This window comes from Alkaliphilus transvaalensis ATCC 700919 (assembly GCF_000621485.1).
Classification (GTDB): Bacteria; Bacillota; Clostridia; order Peptostreptococcales; family Natronincolaceae; genus Alkaliphilus; species Alkaliphilus transvaalensis.
Genome location: NZ_JHYF01000023.1, coordinates 1 through 19878, shown reverse-complemented (window position 1 = coordinate 19878; position 19878 = coordinate 1). Strand labels below are relative to the sequence as shown.

The following is a 19878-nucleotide window of genomic DNA, read 5'->3' as shown; positions in this document are numbered from 1 at the left end:
AAGGCTTCCCAGCTTTCATCTGATGTTCAGTAACATGGGACGAAACCATTGACCTCAACGTGCTGCCCCAACATTGTGGTGTCAATTAACGTCTCTGCATTTGCGACGCCTTCGAACTGGACCCTAAAGGAATACTCGATAGCGGAGCTTCGCTCCCAGTGAGAAGGTGTGGTGCTCTGACCTTTCCTCTGATACGTTCCTTCCAGCACCTTTATGCAAATGAGTGGTTATGTGATGTCACTAGTAGACATTGCAATCTAAAGCTTATCAGCTGTTTCCATAGACTTTACCCATTCAACTATGTTATTATGTTCAGCTAAAGATATAGGATAGTTTCTAGCTGTTATCCTCTTACCTTCTGAACATATTTCCGAAGTTGTAGCTAGCAAAGCATGGTCAGCTTTCTTATCTACAACATCAAAATAAAGTGCCTTTACTACATTAACATCCACTTTACTATTTTTTGAATACCTTTTACACTGTATAATTAACAACTGACCTGTTTTAGAGTCAGTGGCATATACATCAATGCCTCCATCTTTTCTCCCTTTTCCTAAATTTATTTCAAAACCATTTCTGTTGAAAAACTCTGCTGTCAGACCCTCAAATTGCCTCCAATTTATACCATATAATGAATTGGTGTTTTTTGACAGATAGTCAATATATCTTTGATCGAAATACTTATCCGGTAGTTTAGGTAGAACTTCGCTTTCAAATAAATCTGATAATTTCACAACACCATCCCAGTTTTTTATAGAATGCTCATAAGATATACTTCTATTTAGGTTTTGAGCTATAGAATAAAATACTAAATCTGCCACCTTTCGAGAAGTACCTGATTTATCTACAAGGCATTGTACGAACTCTTTTCCTAAGGGTTTTTCTAATCCATACTCTCTCCTATGCCAGTCCATGCAATTGCTTAATTCTTTAACCACCATCATAAACTCATCTTGATGTTCAGGAAAATTCTTAACAATTTTTAGTAAAGTAAAAGGATTAGAATCTGACAATTCACCAATATGTACCCTTATTTCATTAATCACAAATTCAATTTCTTCTGGTCGGAATCTATGGTACGTTGTTACCTCGTGTTTTAGTAAAACATCAGATAGTTTGCAATCAATCTTCTTTAAGATATCTTTAATTTCATCATAATTTAAGTACATTCCTGATTTTAATATTATAACTTCTTGAATTGTATCAATAATATCCCTAACTGTCATTGTTACATTCATTTTTAATCCTCCTTGTATAATAATGATATAGCCATTAAGGCTACAACCTAGTTAACCTTTTCTATATCTAAGTAACTGAAGAAGGTATTCTCCCTTCATCAGAAGTTACTTCATTAGTTATCATGTTTGATGGTTTCCAGATAGACCCCAGTTGTTTCATAAGGTATAATCTTTAAGGATAGGACAAAGAATGTAATCCTCCTTGGGAAGTCAGTTTCTACTGACCCATACCTATGAAATAGTCAATTAGTCCATTCAATGAGGTTTTATGATTCGGCTGGTTGGGAGCCTCAGGCTATACCCGTATAACTCGCAAGGTTGTGTACTCATTAAATGGAAATGGATTCCTATCGGAAAGGAGTTATTGCTCATGTCAAACATTTTATTTGAAAATTTATTTATTTCAGTTGGTATTGATGTTGGTGCAGACTTCAGTTGGATGTCTCTCGCACTTCCTAACCAAACCTTTGTAGGAAAACCATTTAAAATCCTGCATTCTGACCTCAATTCCTTAAGCTTAGCTGTTTCCAAAATAAAAGAAGCAGAAGAGCTGTATTCCTTAGAAAGTCGCATCTTTCTGGAATCCACGGGAATTTATCATTACCCACTCTTCTGCTATCTTCGTGATAAGGGTTTTAACTGCTCAGTTATCAATCCTATCATCACTAAGAATAGCACAAACATCAACATTAGAAAAGTACATAATGATCGTTTTGATTCAAAAAAGGCTGCCTTAGTTGGTCTAAAGCCTGATTTAAAGGTATCTCTTATGCCATCTGACCTAGCCCTCAATTTAAGGAATCTTTCAAGGAGTATTATGACCTGATGGATAACCGCTCTGCTTATGTGAACAAGCTACAGGGTGAACTGCGAATGATATTTCCACAGTATTTAAAAATCTTTTCTAAAATAACTACAAATACATCTCTTACCTTATTGGAAAACTATACATCTCCTGACGCATTTCTAAATGCTTCTGAAGATGAAATTATCAACTCTATACGTTCTACAGCTAGGTTTGGGCTTACATATGCTACAAATAAGTATAATGCCATAATTCAGGCTGCAAATGATGCCAATTCCTTTGGTTATTCTCTAAGCAGTAACTTTAAACGCATTCGCTTATATATTCGCTTCATCAGAAACTATGACGATGAAATATCCTCCATTCTTTCTGATATGCATGAATTGGTTGATGCTAATGAAACTACCGATTTTGTAAAGCAAATCCATCTGATCGAATCTTACAAAGGAGCTGGTTTTCTATCTGCTGTAAGCCTGATGAGCGAAATTGGAGATTTCTTTGCTTTCCGCTCGCCTAAGCAACTTTTTGCTTACTTTGGCCTGGATCCTGCTGTAAAACAATCCGGGAAGTTTGAAGGCTCTAAAATCACTATGTCAAAACGAGGTTCCCGTATTGCTAGAAGGGTACTTCATACAATGGCTTTAATCAGCATCAGCAAGAACCGAGATGGTTCAGCTAAAAATCCCGTGCTACGTGATTACTATTTGAAGAAATGTCAGTCAAAACCTAAAATGGTTGCCCTTGGTGCTGTTATGCACAAAGTCTGTAACATCGTATTTGCAATACTTCGTGACGAGAAAAAATTTGCAATCATCACTCCAGAAGAACATCAAAAGAATTACTTAAAAGCTAAATGCGATAAAGCTGCATAAAGTAAATCCATAGCCTGCTTTCCGTTTTTTGAGATACTCTCAGAAGGCTTATTAATGTTACCCTTTTTTACTTGAAGAAATATCAAATATTTTTAGACTTATCTATTGACATTTCTTAGCTGGACTATCTGATTGGTGATGTCACATAACGTCTCCGTGTTTGCGACGCCTTCGAACTGGACCCTTAAGATAGACCGTCTTGGCTGTGCTTGCAACCCAGTGAGAAGGTGTGGTGCTCTGACCCTGCCCGAAAAATGTGCCCTCAAGCACCTCCAGTAAACACATTGTTACCTGCTGTCCGCTTAACGATAACCCTCTACATCCACCAACCAATTTCTTTTGTTCACTAATATTGCATTTTAATAAAATTACGACATCTTATTAGAAAATTATAAAAATTTTATCATCTACTATTTCAATTAACAGATTGTCTTTTTACTCTCTTTTAAAAATGTTACAATCCTGTATCCATCACTTGCAAATCCACTGTATGCACCCCACCAATTTGGATATTTTATTGGTATTATAGTAACAACAAATTGATATAAGTTATAAAATGCTGCAAATCTAAATAATCTGTACAAAATCGTATTTGATATCTTACCTGCGATTAACAGTCCACCTACTCCAACTAATAAAGATATCAACGGTCCACCCAAAGTTGATATAAATTTTCCTAACCTTGTAAGTTTTTCTTCATTATAGTTAACAAATCCTGTAAATGGATGAAATCCGCTAAGCACAACTATAAAATTTCCAATGTTAAAGATTTTTTTGTTATTTCCTACCCCCAGAAGAATAGTAACCTTGTCCTTACTAAGAATTCTTGCTGGTATAGCATGTCCCATTTCATGAATGATTGTAGTTAATTGAAATAATATTATATAATAGCAGCCGATAGCAATCATTTGTATAATCCCCATATTAATTACCCCCATAGATTCTTATTTAGACTTCATGCTTTACAACTCATATGACTAACTCTTTTCACATTTATTTCTTCTTTCAACAACAAGTCAACTACTAACTCAACATTATGCTAAGGATTGCAGGTAACGTCTCCGTGTTTGCGACGCCTTCGAACTGGACCCGCTTGACCGCCCTACCTGGCGGTGCTTGCACCCAGTGAGAAGAGTGTGGTGCTGAACCTTCCCTTGACACGTGCTTCCAGCCCATTTATGCAAATGCATTGTTATATGGAGTGCCACGGCCTCCTGCTCAGAGTCAGCCATGGACGGCTGACCCTTAAACTTTTACTCGCTTTGCCATTAGAATATCTGGCCTACCATAACCGTTAGCATCTGGTATAATACCAACAATTTTATATCCTATTTTTTGATAAAATTCATATGGATGGTTCTTTAAGTTTCTAATATTTTCTATGTTCCTATAAATATCTGGATAAATATCTATTCCACCGAGGGTTGTACTATTGGTTTCATCATCAGTCCCAAGTAAAACAGTTATTCCTCCTTCTTCTAAAACTTTTCTCTCAAAATCTTTAACTAGTAACCTTCCTATTCCTTTGCCTTGCCAACTTTTTTTTACAACTAATGGATGCATCTCCCATACGTTACCGTCATATTGCTTTATTCCTGCAATCCATCCAATTAAATCACCTTGGTCATTTACTGCTATTCTACTAATCCTGTTGCTTTCTAAAGATGCTTTAACCTCTAAAACAGCCTCTTCAAGTGTATTCCATGAATGTTCAAAGCTATCAAGTAAAAGTTCTGCGGCTTGCTGGATATGTACATCCGATTTTAATGATAAATCTATAATATTCATGGTATTCCCCCAATGTTCTTAATCTTTAGATTCGGGCAGGACGCCCGGCCTTTCGTGGCATTTCATATAACGTTTGGCATTTGCGACACCTTCGAACTGGACCCCAAAGGAATACCCATTAGGCGGAGCTTCGCTCCCAGTGAGAAGGTGTGGTGCTGAACCCGCCCCCAAAACGTGCTTCCAGCACCTTTAAGCAAATGCATTGTTGTACGACGTTGACTTTAACATGGGTTACGAAAACAAGAAGCATTATATATCTAGTTAAGTTATATGAACAAACCGTCTAGTAGTTTATTTTTATCCTACTATATATGAAAACTACTGGTCATTTTCTTTTTTAATATTATAAATAAATTCTTAAATATTTGTTAAATTAAACTAGATATAGCTAACTATTAAACCTTAACTTCTTAAATAAATAGTACTTTATGAGAAACTTAAACTTTCTATTCAGCAATTTGCTGTATAATAGTGCCAAGTAACTTAATGCCGTTATTCCCTAAGCTTACAATAGTATTAATTTTGCTAATAATTTCAAAAACCTTCTCTACTATTTTTTTATCATTATCGCTATGTATTTTCTCCCGATTCAAAATCAAACTACCTAAGGTTGTGGAAATACCATTCCTAATGCCCTCGGTGCCAAATAACTCATATTTCAATAGCGATTCTCTTACATTATTTAGTTGAAAAATAAGCATCTGCTGTAGCTCTTTGTCAATATTGCATTCTAAAATGTCATGAATTATTTCATCAATATCAACAATTAATTCCTTAACTTTTTCGTCTTCTAAGATAGCTTCATCACTCATGTTTGAAAGATATTCTGCACAGAATTCAAGTGAGGTCATTAATTTTACACTAAAATGACTATCAAACTTTTCTAAGCCATTACTCAAAACATGCTTACTTGCATTGAAGTAAATTTTAGACAAACCATCTATAACGCTATCTATAGTATTTAAGTACTTGTCAATGTTTTTAGGTGAATGTTTTTCAATTTGCTTCTTACCTTCTAAAGCCATTCTGTATAATTCAGCATAATTGCAGAATATCGAAGCTCTATCATTTTCTTCGATTGAAAATACTTGACTAAGGGCAGTTTCTGCATTCCCATGATTATTTAGTCTAATTTTCTCAATAATGTTATATAACCTACCAACTACATTATCCGTTGATACAAGCGTGCTTTCTTTTTCATTATCAATAGTAACCATTTTAAAACCTCCATTATTTTATATTTTTTTATCATATAATTTTTTGAATTACTTACAAATCGTCTACCATCAGTTTAAGTATAGAAGGCTAAGGTTGATATGTGAGGAATGTCGTACAACGTCTTTGCATTGGAGACGTTGTAGAGGCTTAGATAGCTCTTATCTTAGCCTCTTTAATGTCTTCCAATGCATTGTTTTCTGAAGTCCGTAACCATTTCACTCCAAGTTAATTCTACTCAAAGACTTTCCTAAGTGCGGAGTATATGGGTAATACGGAGCTCAATTTTTTCTATATTAAGTTGAAATATGTTCAAATAGATTGAAAGCTCTTTTTTCAAAATAAGAATATGAATTATTTTTGACATTTTCATTTATCAAATGACCACTTCCCAATTCTAAAAACTCATTTTGAGCATCGGCACTCCAATTGTTCCAAAGAACAGGCCCTACAGTCATATTTTCACAATTAAGAGGAATCAAATTATTTAAATATTTAAGTACATATCGAGTTGGAACAATTTCTAACTGTTCTTTTAAAAATCCATATAGTGCATCATCTTCCTTAAACCAAGAAAAAATAATTAGAGTCTGTTGTTCTTGCGGAATGACAGAAATATACACCATACGCAAATCGTATTCGGAATGGTTTATTCTATTTCCGAATATATCAAACATCAAATTAAAACATGTTGAAACTGCAAAATATACTTTGTAGTGTAATGTTAAGCATATATTTTCAAGGCAATCATATTTATTTGTTAATATTGAATCATCAAATTTCTTTTTATTCCATTCTAACGCAGGCATTGAATTTTGTATTTGCACATTCATCAGAATTGCATATGGATTGAAATTACAATCATATTTTTGGTTTAACTTAGCAAAGCAATCTAACTCACGAATAACTTTATAGTACGTTGCAGCAAAGCTTCTATATGCGTATAGGAAAAAGGAATATTCGTTAATGTGTACACTTCTTTTATCAATATCACAAAATATTCCGTCATGTTTTGAACAAAAACAGTATAATTTAGTTGCTTTAGATTCAATCCCCATAGGTTTCATTTGAAATTCATTTGTTATCCCATAAACAACTGGCATAAGCACATTTCCATGTTCTGCAATTAAATCTAACACAGCCTTTTGTGAAATGGAATGTGCATGACTTTTTATCTCAGAACATTCATCACCCTTTGGATGTAAACATATCTTTCGATAATTTCTACGTCGAGTATCTAGCTCTGCCATAAATTCCTTATGAATAGATTCATTTCCATTTGGATTGATTTTTCCTTTACAACAATTAGCATATTTTTCTCTACTACCACATAAACAACGGTCAGTAATTTTCTCAAATATCTCCTTCATTTTCCTTCATCTCCCGAACAATATCCAAAAAACTGCATTTGCCATCTATATATTCCCAATAGCCCATCATACGTAAATCCGAATTAATAATGTTCGTTTCTGTGTATTTTTGAGGACCAATAATAAACTCTTCAATTTCACATAGTTGAAACGTAATGTTTTCTAATACTTCTTCTGATACCTTTCCATACATACTCTCACATGCAACAACATTGTTTCTGATACTATCTAAAATTCCTTTCACATGGTTAAAATCAGTAATATCCTTAGCATAAATCATATACACACCACCTAAATCATTAATATATTTGGTTTTAGACTTCGCATTGTTAGCCGAGTGTGAACTAAATGCCTTTCAAACAATCACTTAGAAGTTAGCACATAGTACTGAAGGATTTCAGAGAACGTCTGTGATTCCAGACGCCCTCGAAGTATGAGAGGGTGTGCGCAGCGTACTGGAATCAGCTTGTTAGGCGTAGTCCGTCTACACTGCACCTGGATTTCACTTCTTATATATCAAACCAGTAAACTTCATTTTCCCTAAATAATTTTAACTTAGCCTTCTCTGCTAATTTGCAAGAATTGGCATTGGATTCAACACAATCCCATTGTACAACTAAACCTTTATTAAAACATTCATTAACAAATTCAACTGTTAAATAATAGCCAAATCCTTTACGTTTAAATTTATCATCTGTTTCAATATCTATTGGAATTACATTCTTAAATCTCGCAGTTCCTACAATAACAGAAACAATTTTATTCGAATATGTAATACTGAATGCTAGACTTTTACTTATGAAATTATCAAAGTTTCCCCAAGACTCCAATAATCTTTTTGTTAAAAAATTTTCATTTTCAAAATCACCATTGACGATTTTCTTCCAAAAACTATAATCTACCCTTTGCATTGTGAAGCCATCTGGTAAAGAATAATTAATATCAAGTTGTTCTGTTTTTCTAAATGAATATTCCTTTTCCCTTTGTATTGTCTTTTTCTTAAACATCCTTAGAATATATGGCTTAAAATTGTCGCTTTCTATAGAAAATTCAAAGCAATTAACTCCTTTTTGTTTTAGAAAATCAAAAATCTCATTTTTAATGAAATTATTTAGACACATATATTCATGATCATTATTTATCGTTCCTAAAAAGGCAAAACTGCCAACAGCATAGGAACTTACAATTGCAATCTGCGGATTATCAATTTCGTCAACCCATAAATCTCCTTTACATTCACCAGCTACTATCCCTGAAAAACTAGGACAATTGTCATTTGTAACATTTTCAAGTTTGCTTAATTTATATAGATTATCAACCTTTATCATTTATTTCTCCTATCATCTTAAATTGAATTTTTCCTTTCATAAACAACAGCTCCCTAATTTAGCGATTATCTCTGTAAGGATTTCGCCTAACTATGGTATTTCTGACTGTCGGTAACACCACCATATTAGTATATTTTCTGACTTACGTCGTGAATACCTTTTTTTATATGGAGTGGTTGTTTCACTAAATCTACTGCTTTTCTAAAATTTTCCCCATATATAGATGTAGGTCCTTTATATCTTCTATATGACATAAAGTATTACCTTTATAAATCCTTCGTCAAATTGTTTTATTTTTCGACAGTTAATACTGTATGTTTACAAAGTAACTCTTTGGATTTGTTGTAGGAAGAAACATGCCCCCGTAGGGAGGGGAAAGAACTGGGTGTATTGGAAGGGGTATATTAAGGGTGTTATAACATAACGTCTACTTGTTTACGGCGTCCCTGAACCGGCCCCACTTGATCTTCCCCCTTGGCCGACCTCCGCTCTCGGTGAAGGAATGTGGTGCTCTGACCTTTCCCTTAGTCCCTACTTCTAGCATCTTTATGCAAATGTATTGTTCCACGTTCCTACCTTTTAACGCCTTAGAGGAAAAAAGTGGCGCAGTGCTTGCCTCGCAAGGACTGTGTCATCGGAAGGAATGTAGGAAAATGACGTGTTATCTGAAGTTGCAATATATCATAACCTCGGTCTGGGAGTGTTGCCATACTTCATTTGTAATGAAGAAAAGAATTGCTCTTGAATATATTTAGTTGATACTACATTGGTATTATATAGCAATTCTTGAACACTTCTACCGAATAATCTATCTTCTTTTTTGACTGTGTTATTATTCACAAGTCTCTCGTATAGTTTCAATAAGTTTCCAACCAAAAAATCTACTACCTGAATAAAAATACTTTCTTCAGACTTAACAAACTGAATACCTTTAATATTACTAATACCTAATCCATTCATTTGTTCTATCCACTTTTCATACGAATTTCCAAACTGTTCTTGAACATCATGATATATATTAACTTTATCTGAAGACTTCAATTTTAATGTTGAAATTGAAGCAACAGCATTATTAAAACTATCTATATTCGGTAACAATCTCATTAACTTACTTTTATTAGTATAATCTTCTATAGGAATAAGTCGAGACAATGGAATTGCCTTATTTCTATATGACATAATAGCATTATCTACCCTTTCCTTAATTTCTCTTTCTTTAACTCCATTTTTTAATTTTACTAAAAAATCAATATAGTGGTCTCTAAGTAGCTCAAATTCTGTGTCAATCTTGCATAGTTCAACAAACTCACCGAGAAGATCATCATCTATATTGTTATATGCTAAAGTAGCAAATTGCACTTTTCTATCAAGCTTTTCACTATCAAAATCAATTATACATTCTGGAAACAAACAATAATGAACTAAGTATTTTACTATATTGAAACGTTTCCCAATAATATCAAAATAATATATGGTTTTATACTTCTGAAATATATTATACAATTTAATCAGTAATTCATTATTAAACCAATAATCTGTAGTAGACTTCAACTCCTTTGTTGTTCCAAGTTCTTTATCATATGAGTATAGTAATTCCAATATTTCCTTTTTCAAATCATTCTCAAAATCTTGTCTAATACAAATGGCACCTACAGCATAATTAGGCTGTTCACGAAAGTTCCAACCTTTATTTGTATATTTGGGATTTCCTGTATTTCCGCTTTCATCCATAAATATTTTATATTCCATTTACTGCCCCCCTAATTTAAATTTCAGAAAACGGTCCCGTGTTTACGACGTCCCTGAGCCGGACCCACCTGAGCCTACCCCTTGGCGGAACTTCGTTCCCGGTGAAGGGATGTGGTGCCTGACCATTCTCTAAAAGCGTGCCTACCAGCACCCTTGTGTTAAACACGCTGTTATAAGGAGTGGCGATGTCTTTTCCCCTCTATAATACTTCATGTTTTTTGAAAAGAGTATGAAGAAACTCAACATCTTATTAAGCTAAATTTCTAAGTAAACGAATGTCTTGAAATATTTTTAAAATCACCATTCACGCAATAGTACACAGAGCTTTCCTTCTGCGAATAAACCATAGAAAAGGATGTTGTCCACTCACCACTACTTTGTTTTACCGCTTCTAGTATTTGAAAAGCTGCACCCACATCTAAATTATCAGGCTTATCCAACAGTTTCTTTGCAGTTTTATATCTATCTATCCCATCACCTTTCAATTCTCCACTTTCTTTATAATCACACAATGAAAAGTTTGTCATTACAAAATATGGTGTTTCTTTGGTAGGACTACAAATTACCCCGCGTCCTGGTTCGACAACCCAAACATTACCATGCCTATCAACAATCATGTTGTGAACACTGAAATCAGGACCATTCACAACCTCAATGTTTTCCAAATATCTGTTTATTTCATCAGGCTCAATTATACGGTCGAGAACATCACCCACTAATTTTGAAGTATGGGTAACTTTTTTGCTTGCCCTTTTGTATAAACCTTTTCCATTTGAATCAACCATCAAATTATTAATAAAAGTTCCATCACTGTTAACTCCAAAAGAAGGATATTTCCCTCTTCCTCCGTCCACAAATACCACAAAACTTTTTAAGTCTTTTTTTAGATTGAATGGCATACCATTGTTATCAAAATTCATGGCAACAAACACACTATCCCTACGTTCAATAAAGCTTGTACACATTTCACATCAACTCCCAAAACATATAATCTTACAATTTATCAACATAATTAAGCATCTCTTGCTTTTCTCAACAAGACCTTAGGAACAGCCCACTATCGCCATTTCTTATAACGTCTCTGTGTTTACGACGCCTTCGAACTGGACCCCAAAGATAGACCGCCTTGGCGGTGCTTGCCACCCAGTAGGTAGGTGTGGTGCGCTGACCTTTCCCGAAACACGTGCCTACCAGCACCTCCCGTAAACACGTTGTTATCGGAAGTTCAACACTTCAATACTTAGAAAACATCTTCCATACTCGTCTTAATTTCTTCCTCTCTTAATTCAATAAGATATTGAATCCAAAAATAACTTATCAGCAAACAGGACATTAGGAATGACGCATCCTTTATGTTATGAATATTGAATATCAAAGTTAGAGTAGAGCCAATTGCAATATACTGTGCAATTCTTGATCTAACTTTTTGCAAACTAACAGTTGAATATACAATATGAAATGAAAACCAAAGTATAGAAATAAGCACAAAATTTGTATAAATAACTCCTACTGCATTAGAAGCTAGAAACACCCCCAAAAACTCGATATTAAAGATTGTAAAAAGGATTGGTATTCCAATCATAGGAAATATGGCTAGATAAGAAAACACAAATAAAAAAATAATGTATGATTTAAAGGTGAAATTTTTCATTATATCAGTATGCTTTTCTTTCTTTCCAAAAACAATAAAACTTCGTATTTTACCTTCTGTATAAACCGCAAATGGCATTAAAGAATAAATAAATGTACCCAAGATAAAAGCTGCTATTCTAAAAAAAACATTAATGCCAAAATAATCATCTATTACTTTTCCTATTCCTGCAAAAGCTATTATTCCTACAAAAACTAGAAAAAAGCCATTGAATGACCCGAAATATTCTCTTGTCAATATGCCATCTAGCCTTTTTAGTGTTTCAAATAGTCTTCTAATGAATTTTAACATATCTTCTCTCCTTATATATCTTTGTATAATTACGAATCTAAAGCTGAATTTCCGATAACGTTCCAGTGTTTACGACGTCCCTGAGCCGGACCCCAAAGATAGACCGTCCTGGTGGAACTTCGTTCCCGGTGAAGGGATGTGGTGCGCTGACTTTTCCCTAAAACGAGCCCGCTCGCACCTTCCGTAAACATGTTGTTATATGGTGGAATCATGCATATCACTCTACTTAACCCATTCCATTCCTTCAATTTTTCTTTTCTAAATATCTTATTATTAACTCCATGTTAGCGTCATTATCTAGACTAGTATCAACAACTATATAATTTCCATCTTGAGGTTTCTTTGATTTATCCTTGGAGTACTCGAAATTCTCTTTTGATGTACTCTTAATCTGAGTAACAAGACTTTCCCTGCTTTTAAGTCTTTCTTCTATTATTGAGTAGTCTTCTACTCTACACTCAATATATTTATAATCTACTCCAAACTCATTTGCTTTTTCAATTCCATAGTTCAATATTTCATGATAATAGCACGGCGTATCTATTATCACACTTCTTTTCATTCCTAAATAGAATTTAACTAAATCATATACAACCATATAAGAAGCATTTGCAACAATTTCTTGAGATACTCCAGATTCAACCATTGCATTTTTTATAATATCTCTATCAATAACTATTGCATCCATTTTATTTGCAATCGCTCTTGATAATGTAGATTTCCCACTGCCCGGAAAGCCTGCCATCTGTAATAAAAACATTGATATGCCTCCTCAATTTGCTTATGTACACCTTTACTTTTCTGTCATATAACGTTTTCGTGTTTACGACGTCCCTGAACCGGACCTCAAAGATAGACCGTCTTGGCGGAGCTATGCTTCCCGGTGAAGGGATGTGGTGCGCTGACCTCTCCATTGACACGTGCCCACCCGCACCTCCCGTAAACATGTGGTTATATGACGAAGAAAAGTCTAACAACATTAATATACTAATTAAGGTAATAAAAAATAAAATTAGCAAAAACACTTGTTAAAATACTAAGAAATATTGATGCAATAAACTTGAATAGTTGCCTATTTTGTTTTTTGATTTGTTTATTCTTAAATTTTTTAGATTCTTCTGTAAGATTAATAAAACTAGATTCAGTTATTTCCATAACCTCACTAATCCAAATTCCAATAATTAAAGATACAACTAGCATAATAATAGCAAATAATATTACGCTGTTATTAAATTTAAACCAGTCTCCATTAGCAATATAAGTCCCAATAAAATTTAACTTATCTTCTACTGTTGTAAGATTATTATTAAGATTACTATTAACCATTAACATAGCATTATTAGTAAAACTTTTTGTTGCTATATATATACCTGCAATCGATGTAGCAAACAAAGATAAACTAATAGTAGTACCAACTGTTCCACTTTTCTCCATTAAAAAGGTTTTAAATCGGTTTGACTCGGTAAGTAATCCTTTAATTTGTGTGGTTAATAATGCTTCTATATCAACTCCCCAAGTTCTTGCTGAATGCTTTATTCTATACTCAATGAAACCAGTTCTATTAATCATATTTACAATAAAATCTTCATAGTGTTTTCGCTTTAATACTTTGTCGCGTACAATCGAAACCTCTATTTCTTGTTTTTCAGCCATTCTCTTATTTTCGAATTGAATTAAGTAAACCCATTTAATGTGAACTGAACTTGGTACAACTGGCTTCACTTCGTTGAAAGTACATAATTCATCGAAACTATTAAGAGTTATTGAAGAATTATCGTGATAAATAATTTTAGTGATAAATTGTATAAGTTTAGATTTATTCTGTTGCTCAACCCTTTGTTGTATTAAATAATATAAGTTTTTAATATCTTGTAAACCAACATCAAATTTACCGAATAACCTACCTTCAAGAGACTGGGTTTCTCCTAAAATACCACATATAAAATCCTTAAAATCTTCTTCACAAACTGGTAGAGTAACATAGCCCCTTTGCTCATATTTTTCTTTTGTTATAGATACTTCATTATCACTTAATTCTAGTATCTCTTCTTGCATTTTAGTTCCCCCTTTTTTTCAAAGTTTATTTCTACACATCTTATTCTACTATCTTTGTCATATAACGTTTCTGCATTTGCGACGCCTTCGAACTGGACCCCAAAGTAATACCCCATAACAGGGCTTCGCTCCCAGTGAGAAGGTGTGGTGCTCTGACATTTCCCTAAAAACATGCTTCCAGCACTTTATGCAAATGTATTGTTAGAAGATGTGGCGATATCTTTTCTCCAGATGTACTATGCTCACTTTATAAAGTCTACTTCTGCAGCAACACCGTAGTGATCACTTGCTGAAAGGTTGTTTTCTGGAGAAATATCTGTTCCAAAGATTCTTACATCTTTTAATGTTTTTTCAGCCCAATTGTCCAATATATATATCCTGTCAACTACACTGGGAATATAGAACGTATTTTTCCCACCCCATCTAGGATTGTTGATAAAATCAAGTGTAGGCTTTAATGGTAATCCATTTAATGACGCAAAAGCACTTGATAGTTCATCCCAATATGGATTTGATTCATTTCCATTTATTGTTTGTTCACCATTCAAATATCTATGGATACTTGAATTAAAACCTCCGTTGAAATCACCCAACAAAATAAAATAATCTGCTTGCCCCTTTTGCATGTGAATATACCTATCAATAGCAACAATCTGTTCTTCTTGTGTTTTTATCGAATCCCAAGGCAGATGAACGTTAGTTAATGAAAAGCATGATTTGCCTACCTCAAAAATTACATTAATTGCAGCACTATGGGCAAATTCTTCGCTCGTATTAAGAAAAAAGCAGCTTTTTATCGGGTACTTACTCAGAATAGCCAGACCTTCGTTCTCATCTTTATATTTTCTAAATTCGCAAAATTCATAACCTGTTTTTGTTAATAGGAAATTGCTATAAAAGTTCTCGGTTACTTCTTGTAGTCCAATAATATCTGCATCAATAGTATTTATTTCATTTATTAATTGGTCAAATCGATTACCTTTACCTTTATTTTCATTCCAAACATTATAAGTTGCTATTTTCATAGAAATCAACTCCCTCATATCTTTAAACACTCGCCTAATAAAAATATCGCGTTTTCACCAACAGACCTCAGAGAACTACCCTGAAATCGCCATGTCTTCTAACGGTTCGCATTTGCGACGTTTCTGAACTGGACCCCAAAGGAATACCCCTTGGCGGAGCTTCGCTCCCAGTGAAGGAATGTGATGCTCTGACCTTTCCCCTGACACGTGCGTCCAGCACCTTTATGCAAATGCATTGTTATAAGATGTGGCAACTGCTTTTCTATATTCCTTCGCTCATAATGAAATTCACATGTATGCTTCATTTTTGTTATAGTTCTACTTCTCATCTCTCGATATCATTTATATACTCTTGAATTCTGTATCCATCATCGATTCGTCGTATCTTTTCAACAGTTTTCTCTCTAACTTTATCAGTATCAAATCCCATCAGAATCAATAAATGATACTCTAAAAGAGTTAAAAGATGACTATTCACCCTAGGAAGTTCTACTTTAGTAAATGCTTTATCTAGTTTTGCTGGGTTATAGTGTGTATAATAATTTCGTGTATCTACGATTTTGCGTATATAGTCACTTTGAGAACTTCCGTCTGGCCAAAAGGGTAGTATTCCATTTGCAAAAACTAAATCAGCAAGGCGGCTTCTCAAATAAATCCTACTAGTATTTTTCTTTTGCTCTTCATTTATCAAGAAGTTCTTCCACTGTGCTGTATTGCTGTTTCCTTGACAGAAAGAATGAACCACATTATCTACTCTACCTAAATATACTTTTGCATCATCAGTTATAAAACGAGCATGATAGGTTTCCAAGGCTTGTGTGAGATTTAAGAACAACATCTCAGAAGTGCCTGCAGTTTTAGAAAAAGCTGTAAAATATAAGTCCAAAACTGGCTTGAGCATAGAGTAGTTTTCCCGCCATTTGATAAAAGCATCGCTTCCCTTTATATCGTCCAATGTATATAAACAATCGTATCGATTCGTATTTTGACTAGGTTCTATCTTTCCTGTACCAATAATCATATCAGCGGGTCTATGCACCTTTTCTAATGTTCCATCGTCTTTGGAGAACTCCATAAACATAGATGAATGACAATATTGAGCTTTATAAATCTCTACTTTCTGATTAACTCCTAGGCCGATTAAGTATTGAATACATAAAGCATCTTCCATTATCAAGTCCAAGGTGGTAGGTGTTTTGTATGTAAATTCAATAAAAATATGTTGATTAGCTTTTATCTCTTTTCCGTACATATCTCCACCTATACTTCCTTGGCTAGGGAAAAATGTTATCTCGAGATTCTCACTTAGATCAAAGGTAACAGGATCTTGCTGAAACCACATGAGGTTAGAAACTCCTTCATCAGCAAACTTCCATTGATAATTACATAAACCTGACCATTCAATAATTTCACCAAAATCGAAAATTGTTTTGGTAGATTCAGTTTCTTCTTCAAAATTTACACTTAGGCCCCAAAAAGCATAATTGGCATAAATAATTTGCTGAGTATAAGACATTACCTGACTATGCTCTCGCCCAGTCTGACAATCGTATAAAAGAATTCTTGCACCTGAGAAAAGCGTCCCACATATATATGGAATTTTTCCCTTGTAAGGTGGTCGAGGCACAGGGTTTCCTTCACTTGCAGGAAGAAGTATCTCGAGTACAATTATACGCTTTTCGTAGTTTATATGCAGTTCTCCTTGATATAGTTTCTCCTTTTCATAGAGCTTCCAAGTACCACCATATTTCTGGATTTCTGGCATCATTATCACTTCCTTCAGTATTTTTATTTACAATTTAATGAGTACAATACCTTTACTCATAATTCTACTGTTATACAATATACTACTTTTCATCAAATAAACCCAAAAGAGTAACCCCGATATTGCCATGTCTTATAACGTTCCCGTGTTTGCGACGACCCTGAACCGGACCCACTTGACCTTTCCCCTTGGAGGAGCTGCGCTCCCGGTGAAGGGATGTGGTGCGCTGATCTTTCCACAAAAGCACTCCTACCAGCAACCTTGTGCAAACATAATGTTATCTGCTGTCCGGTTGAGAAAAAAACTTCTACACTCACCAAACCAATTCCTATTATTCATTAATAACGCATTTAAAAGATTGTGCAAATTAACCATTTATCTAGCTTCTTCATTCTTTAGATGGTGTGATTTACTTATCTTTTTGTATTCCATTCATCTTTCAAAATAGCCATTTCATATAAGTTCCAATTCTCGTTTACTGTCATTCTTGCATTTTCTGTAAATTTTACTTTTCTAAATCCTACATTCTCATAGCATTTAATTGCACTTTTATTAAAATCAAATACAGCAAGCGTTATCTTTTCAAATTTTAAATCTTTGAATCCAATTCGTAATACTTCTTTTAAAACCTCAGCTCCAATACCTCTTCCTCGAATACCTTCTTCTCCAATTAGAAACCTACAAACTTTGCCAGTTTTATTTTTCTCATCTATTTCACGTAACTCAATAGTCCCGATAACTTTATCTGTACTAACAAGTTGTATTTTATAGACAAAGATATTAGAATTGTCTTTTTTCACTTCATTTAAAAAATAATTTTCAATTTGTGCATGTGTTAAAGGATACTCATAAATAGGTCCAGCCCATTGTAATAAATCATCAGCAGATTTATTTGCATTCCATTCTACAATTTTATTCAGATCTTCTTTTTCAAGTAAGTTAAGTTTTATCAACATCCAGTCTCCCCTTTTTTCACTTTCTTTTGATTTTTTAACTTACTTATGCCTTATTGCAAATTTTCCATCTATTACGAATATTACTTTTTACACTTATTCCTTCATTCAACATCAAGGTAACAAGGTAACTACTCTCACTATATTATTCTAAGGATTGCAGATAACGTTTCCGTGTTTACGACGTCCCTAGCCGGACCCTAAAGATAGACCGTCTTGGCGGAACTTCGTTCCCGGAGAAGGGATGTGGTGCTCTGACCTTTCCCTCTATACGTACTTCCAGCACCCTTGCGAAAACATATTGTTATGTAACGTGGGAGGACCCGTGACTAGGAGGCCGATAGGACGTAGGCCCCTTAAGCAAATACACTTTACTTAATTATTTGGATCTTAATTAATATATTTCGCCATAAAAAGGCAAGGATTACTTTCATCCCAAAGCGTTTTAAATACTTCCAATGGTCTAAATCCCATAGAGACATAAAAAAGACGTGTTTTTTCGTAACTTTTGCTTAGCCTAGATTCATCAAGAGTTTTAACTGTCAGAAACTCAATGTCATTCTCTTTACAAAATTGTTCACATTTCCTTATCAATAAACTACCAATACCCTTCCTATGAAATTCTTTTAAAATACCCATCACACAAACTTCTGCAGTATATCTATTATGTATCTTAATAGCAACAAATCCCACAGCTTCGCTATCGCTATATACTGCAAAGAAAGGCATTTCCTTTGTAGTTTTAACATAATCAATAATTGACTCCTCAACTCCAAACCAATTTGGCAAAGCTCTTAGAATACTTTCACATATTATTCCTTTTTGTTCTTTATCAGTTATAGTCACTATATCTAACATGTTTAATCCTCCTTGAAAATATATCGCTAAATCTCCGTCGCAGGACGCGACGGCCTCCCTCCCATGTTATATAACGTTTTTAGTGTTTACGACGTCCCTGAGCCGGACCCCTTGATCCACTTCCTGGCGGAACTTCGTTCCCGGTGAAGGGATGTGGTGCAATGACCTTTCCCTAAATACGCGCTTCCAGCACCTCCCGTAAACATGCTGTTATCTGGAGCTTGCAAGTACTAATCATTACTAAAGTTATCAATAACAAATAATACAAAATCATTTGGGTTCAAACCATCCAAATCGATTTTATAATATTTATTAGGTAAATTACCCATAAATTTAAACTCACATTTTTCTAAAGACTTCTGCTCTGCAATATTACTAGTCATAGTATAAGCAAAGATACTTTTTGTTTCCTTAAGTCTTTTTAAATAGTCTATAACCAACGATTGAGCTGCGGTTCCATAACCTTTTCCTCTTTCATCAGGATTAGCTATGAATATATTCAGTTCCCAATCAATTTTTCCAATGTCTCTATCAAACTTCCATTCTCTATAATAAAACCTTCCAATTGGTCTATTAAACTTATCTTTTATCAAAAAGTAATGTCGTTCTTTATTATTTAAGAATAATGTTTTCAATTGATCTTTCGACACATTAGGTACTATTTTATAAGGACCTTGAGCAACTGGATCAAGTGTCCATTGTATTAATAAATCAACGTTGTCAGAGTTTGCTCGTTCAAGTATTATTTCATTGTTTTTTAAAAACTCTTTATTTATTTCATTCATTTTATTGCCTCCTAAAACTCATTTAAAGTTTCAGATAACGTTTCGCATTGCCGAAGCCTTTGAGCTGGACCTCAAAGAAATACCTCTTGGTGGAGCTTGTCTCCCAGCGAAAAGGTTTGGGTCGGAGCAC

General features: G+C 34.2%; 19 protein-coding genes. 2 read left to right on the top strand and 17 right to left on the bottom strand.

All coding sequences use genetic code 11. The annotated features are described in order from the left end of the window. Nucleotides 1–257: 257 nt before the first annotated feature. Complete coding sequence (locus T335_RS21740; RefSeq protein WP_051569343.1) at nucleotides 258–1238, bottom strand: restriction endonuclease; 981 nt, start codon at nucleotides 1236–1238, stop codon at nucleotides 258–260. 370 nt (nucleotides 1239–1608) lie between these two features. Here T335_RS21740 and T335_RS22935 point away from each other — a divergent pair, with 370 nt between their 5' ends. Both T335_RS22935 and T335_RS20890 read left to right on the top strand, forming a co-directional pair. Then, a complete protein-coding gene (locus T335_RS22935; RefSeq protein WP_330371254.1) occupies nucleotides 1609–2064 on the top strand; it encodes an IS110 family transposase in 456 nt (151 codons plus the stop codon). Then, complete coding sequence (locus tag T335_RS20890) at nucleotides 2064–2915, top strand: transposase (protein ID WP_330371253.1); 852 nt, start codon at nucleotides 2064–2066, stop codon at nucleotides 2913–2915. Before T335_RS22935 ends, T335_RS20890 begins: the two co-directional genes overlap by 1 nt. A 419-nt stretch (nucleotides 2916–3334) precedes the next feature. Here T335_RS20890 and T335_RS0114715 read toward each other — a convergent pair whose 3' ends face one another. The 16 genes from T335_RS0114715 to T335_RS0114625 all read right to left on the bottom strand — a co-directional run bounded on the left by T335_RS0114715 (nucleotide 3335) and on the right by T335_RS0114625 (nucleotide 19748). After that, the gene (locus T335_RS0114715) at nucleotides 3335–3838 is read right to left on the bottom strand and encodes a zinc metalloprotease (protein WP_026478225.1); all 504 of its coding nucleotides are present in this window, start codon (nucleotides 3836–3838) and stop codon (nucleotides 3335–3337) included. A 322-nt stretch (nucleotides 3839–4160) separates the two neighbouring features. Then, a complete protein-coding gene (locus tag T335_RS0114705) occupies nucleotides 4161–4703 on the bottom strand; it encodes a GNAT family N-acetyltransferase (RefSeq protein WP_026478224.1) in 543 nt (180 codons plus the stop codon). A gap of 446 nt (nucleotides 4704–5149) precedes the next feature. Beyond that, the gene (locus tag T335_RS0114695; RefSeq protein ID WP_026478223.1) at nucleotides 5150–5920 is read right to left on the bottom strand and encodes a hypothetical protein; all 771 of its coding nucleotides are present in this window, start codon (nucleotides 5918–5920) and stop codon (nucleotides 5150–5152) included. Nucleotides 5921–6214: 294 nt separating this feature from the next. After that, the gene (locus tag T335_RS0114690) at nucleotides 6215–7288 is read right to left on the bottom strand and encodes a hypothetical protein (protein WP_026478222.1); all 1074 of its coding nucleotides are present in this window, start codon (nucleotides 7286–7288) and stop codon (nucleotides 6215–6217) included. Next, a complete protein-coding gene (locus T335_RS0114685; RefSeq protein WP_026478221.1) occupies nucleotides 7272–7568 on the bottom strand; it encodes a hypothetical protein in 297 nt (98 codons plus the stop codon). Before T335_RS0114685 ends, T335_RS0114690 begins: the two co-directional genes overlap by 17 nt. Before the next feature lie 229 nt (nucleotides 7569–7797). Further along, entirely contained in the window at nucleotides 7798–8616 is an 819-nt protein-coding gene (locus T335_RS0114680; RefSeq protein WP_026478220.1) for a GNAT family N-acetyltransferase, read from the bottom strand. 681 nt (nucleotides 8617–9297) lie between these two features. Then, complete coding sequence (locus T335_RS0114675) at nucleotides 9298–10365, bottom strand: DUF3800 domain-containing protein (protein ID WP_026478219.1); 1068 nt, start codon at nucleotides 10363–10365, stop codon at nucleotides 9298–9300. A gap of 263 nt (nucleotides 10366–10628) precedes the next feature. Continuing rightward, nucleotides 10629–11330 (bottom strand): hypothetical protein, encoded by a 702-nt coding sequence (locus tag T335_RS0114670; RefSeq protein WP_026478218.1) that lies wholly within the window; start codon nucleotides 11328–11330, stop codon nucleotides 10629–10631. 275 nt (nucleotides 11331–11605) lie between these two features. Then, nucleotides 11606–12307 (bottom strand): hypothetical protein, encoded by a 702-nt coding sequence (locus tag T335_RS0114665; protein WP_026478217.1) that lies wholly within the window; start codon nucleotides 12305–12307, stop codon nucleotides 11606–11608. A 244-nt stretch (nucleotides 12308–12551) separates the two neighbouring features. Then, nucleotides 12552–13067: an AAA family ATPase gene (locus tag T335_RS0114660; protein WP_026478216.1), complete on the bottom strand. Its 516-nt coding sequence runs from the start codon at nucleotides 13065–13067 to the stop codon at nucleotides 12552–12554. A 227-nt stretch (nucleotides 13068–13294) separates the two neighbouring features. Next, a complete protein-coding gene (locus tag T335_RS0114655; RefSeq protein WP_026478215.1) occupies nucleotides 13295–14362 on the bottom strand; it encodes a hypothetical protein in 1068 nt (355 codons plus the stop codon). A gap of 242 nt (nucleotides 14363–14604) precedes the next feature. Then, complete coding sequence (locus tag T335_RS0114650) at nucleotides 14605–15387, bottom strand: endonuclease/exonuclease/phosphatase family protein (RefSeq protein ID WP_026478214.1); 783 nt, start codon at nucleotides 15385–15387, stop codon at nucleotides 14605–14607. A gap of 325 nt (nucleotides 15388–15712) precedes the next feature. Beyond that, on the bottom strand, nucleotides 15713–17152 hold the full coding sequence (locus T335_RS0114645) for an ApeA N-terminal domain 1-containing protein (protein WP_026478213.1): 1440 nt from the start codon (nucleotides 17150–17152) through the stop codon (nucleotides 15713–15715). A 413-nt stretch (nucleotides 17153–17565) separates the two neighbouring features. Then, a complete protein-coding gene (locus tag T335_RS0114635; protein WP_242837309.1) occupies nucleotides 17566–18108 on the bottom strand; it encodes a GNAT family N-acetyltransferase in 543 nt (180 codons plus the stop codon). Nucleotides 18109–18495: 387 nt separating this feature from the next. Continuing rightward, on the bottom strand, nucleotides 18496–18963 hold the full coding sequence (locus T335_RS0114630) for a GNAT family N-acetyltransferase (RefSeq protein WP_026478211.1): 468 nt from the start codon (nucleotides 18961–18963) through the stop codon (nucleotides 18496–18498). A 230-nt stretch (nucleotides 18964–19193) separates the two neighbouring features. After that, nucleotides 19194–19748 carry a GNAT family N-acetyltransferase gene (locus T335_RS0114625; RefSeq protein WP_026478210.1) on the bottom strand — a complete coding sequence of 185 codons (555 nt, stop codon included), beginning with the start codon at nucleotides 19746–19748 and terminating at the stop codon, nucleotides 19194–19196. Nucleotides 19749–19878 lie beyond the last annotated feature (130 nt).

Bases quoted from the DNA above. Each gene is read 5' to 3' on its own strand.
- T335_RS0114655 (WP_026478215.1), bottom strand. From the start codon at position 14,362: ATGCAAGAAGAGATACTAGAATTAAGTGATAATGAAGTATCTATAACA.
- T335_RS0114660 (WP_026478216.1), bottom strand. From the start codon at position 13,067: ATGTTTTTATTACAGATGGCAGGCTTTCCGGGCAGTGGGAAATCTACA.
- T335_RS0114630 (WP_026478211.1), bottom strand. From the start codon at position 18,963: ATGTTAGATATAGTGACTATAACTGATAAAGAACAAAAAGGAATAATA.
- T335_RS0114680 (WP_026478220.1), bottom strand. From the start codon at position 8,616: ATGATAAAGGTTGATAATCTATATAAATTAAGCAAACTTGAAAATGTT.
- T335_RS22935 (WP_330371254.1), top strand. From the start codon at position 1,609: ATGTCAAACATTTTATTTGAAAATTTATTTATTTCAGTTGGTATTGAT.
- T335_RS0114715 (WP_026478225.1), bottom strand. From the start codon at position 3,838: ATGGGGATTATACAAATGATTGCTATCGGCTGCTATTATATAATATTA.
- T335_RS0114625 (WP_026478210.1), bottom strand. From the start codon at position 19,748: ATGAATGAAATAAATAAAGAGTTTTTAAAAAACAATGAAATAATACTT.
- T335_RS0114650 (WP_026478214.1), bottom strand. From the start codon at position 15,387: ATGAAAATAGCAACTTATAATGTTTGGAATGAAAATAAAGGTAAAGGT.
- T335_RS0114675 (WP_026478219.1), bottom strand. From the start codon at position 10,365: ATGGAATATAAAATATTTATGGATGAAAGCGGAAATACAGGAAATCCC.
- T335_RS0114670 (WP_026478218.1), bottom strand. From the start codon at position 11,330: ATGTGTACAAGCTTTATTGAACGTAGGGATAGTGTGTTTGTTGCCATG.
- T335_RS0114695 (WP_026478223.1), bottom strand. From the start codon at position 5,920: ATGGTTACTATTGATAATGAAAAAGAAAGCACGCTTGTATCAACGGAT.
- T335_RS0114665 (WP_026478217.1), bottom strand. From the start codon at position 12,307: ATGTTAAAATTCATTAGAAGACTATTTGAAACACTAAAAAGGCTAGAT.
- T335_RS0114685 (WP_026478221.1), bottom strand. From the start codon at position 7,568: ATGATTTATGCTAAGGATATTACTGATTTTAACCATGTGAAAGGAATT.
- T335_RS0114635 (WP_242837309.1), bottom strand. From the start codon at position 18,108: ATGTTGATAAAACTTAACTTACTTGAAAAAGAAGATCTGAATAAAATT.
- T335_RS0114690 (WP_026478222.1), bottom strand. From the start codon at position 7,288: ATGAAGGAGATATTTGAGAAAATTACTGACCGTTGTTTATGTGGTAGT.
- T335_RS21740 (WP_051569343.1), bottom strand. From the start codon at position 1,238: ATGAATGTAACAATGACAGTTAGGGATATTATTGATACAATTCAAGAA.
- T335_RS0114705 (WP_026478224.1), bottom strand. From the start codon at position 4,703: ATGAATATTATAGATTTATCATTAAAATCGGATGTACATATCCAGCAA.
- T335_RS20890 (WP_330371253.1), top strand. From the start codon at position 2,064: ATGGATAACCGCTCTGCTTATGTGAACAAGCTACAGGGTGAACTGCGA.
- T335_RS0114645 (WP_026478213.1), bottom strand. From the start codon at position 17,152: ATGCCAGAAATCCAGAAATATGGTGGTACTTGGAAGCTCTATGAAAAG.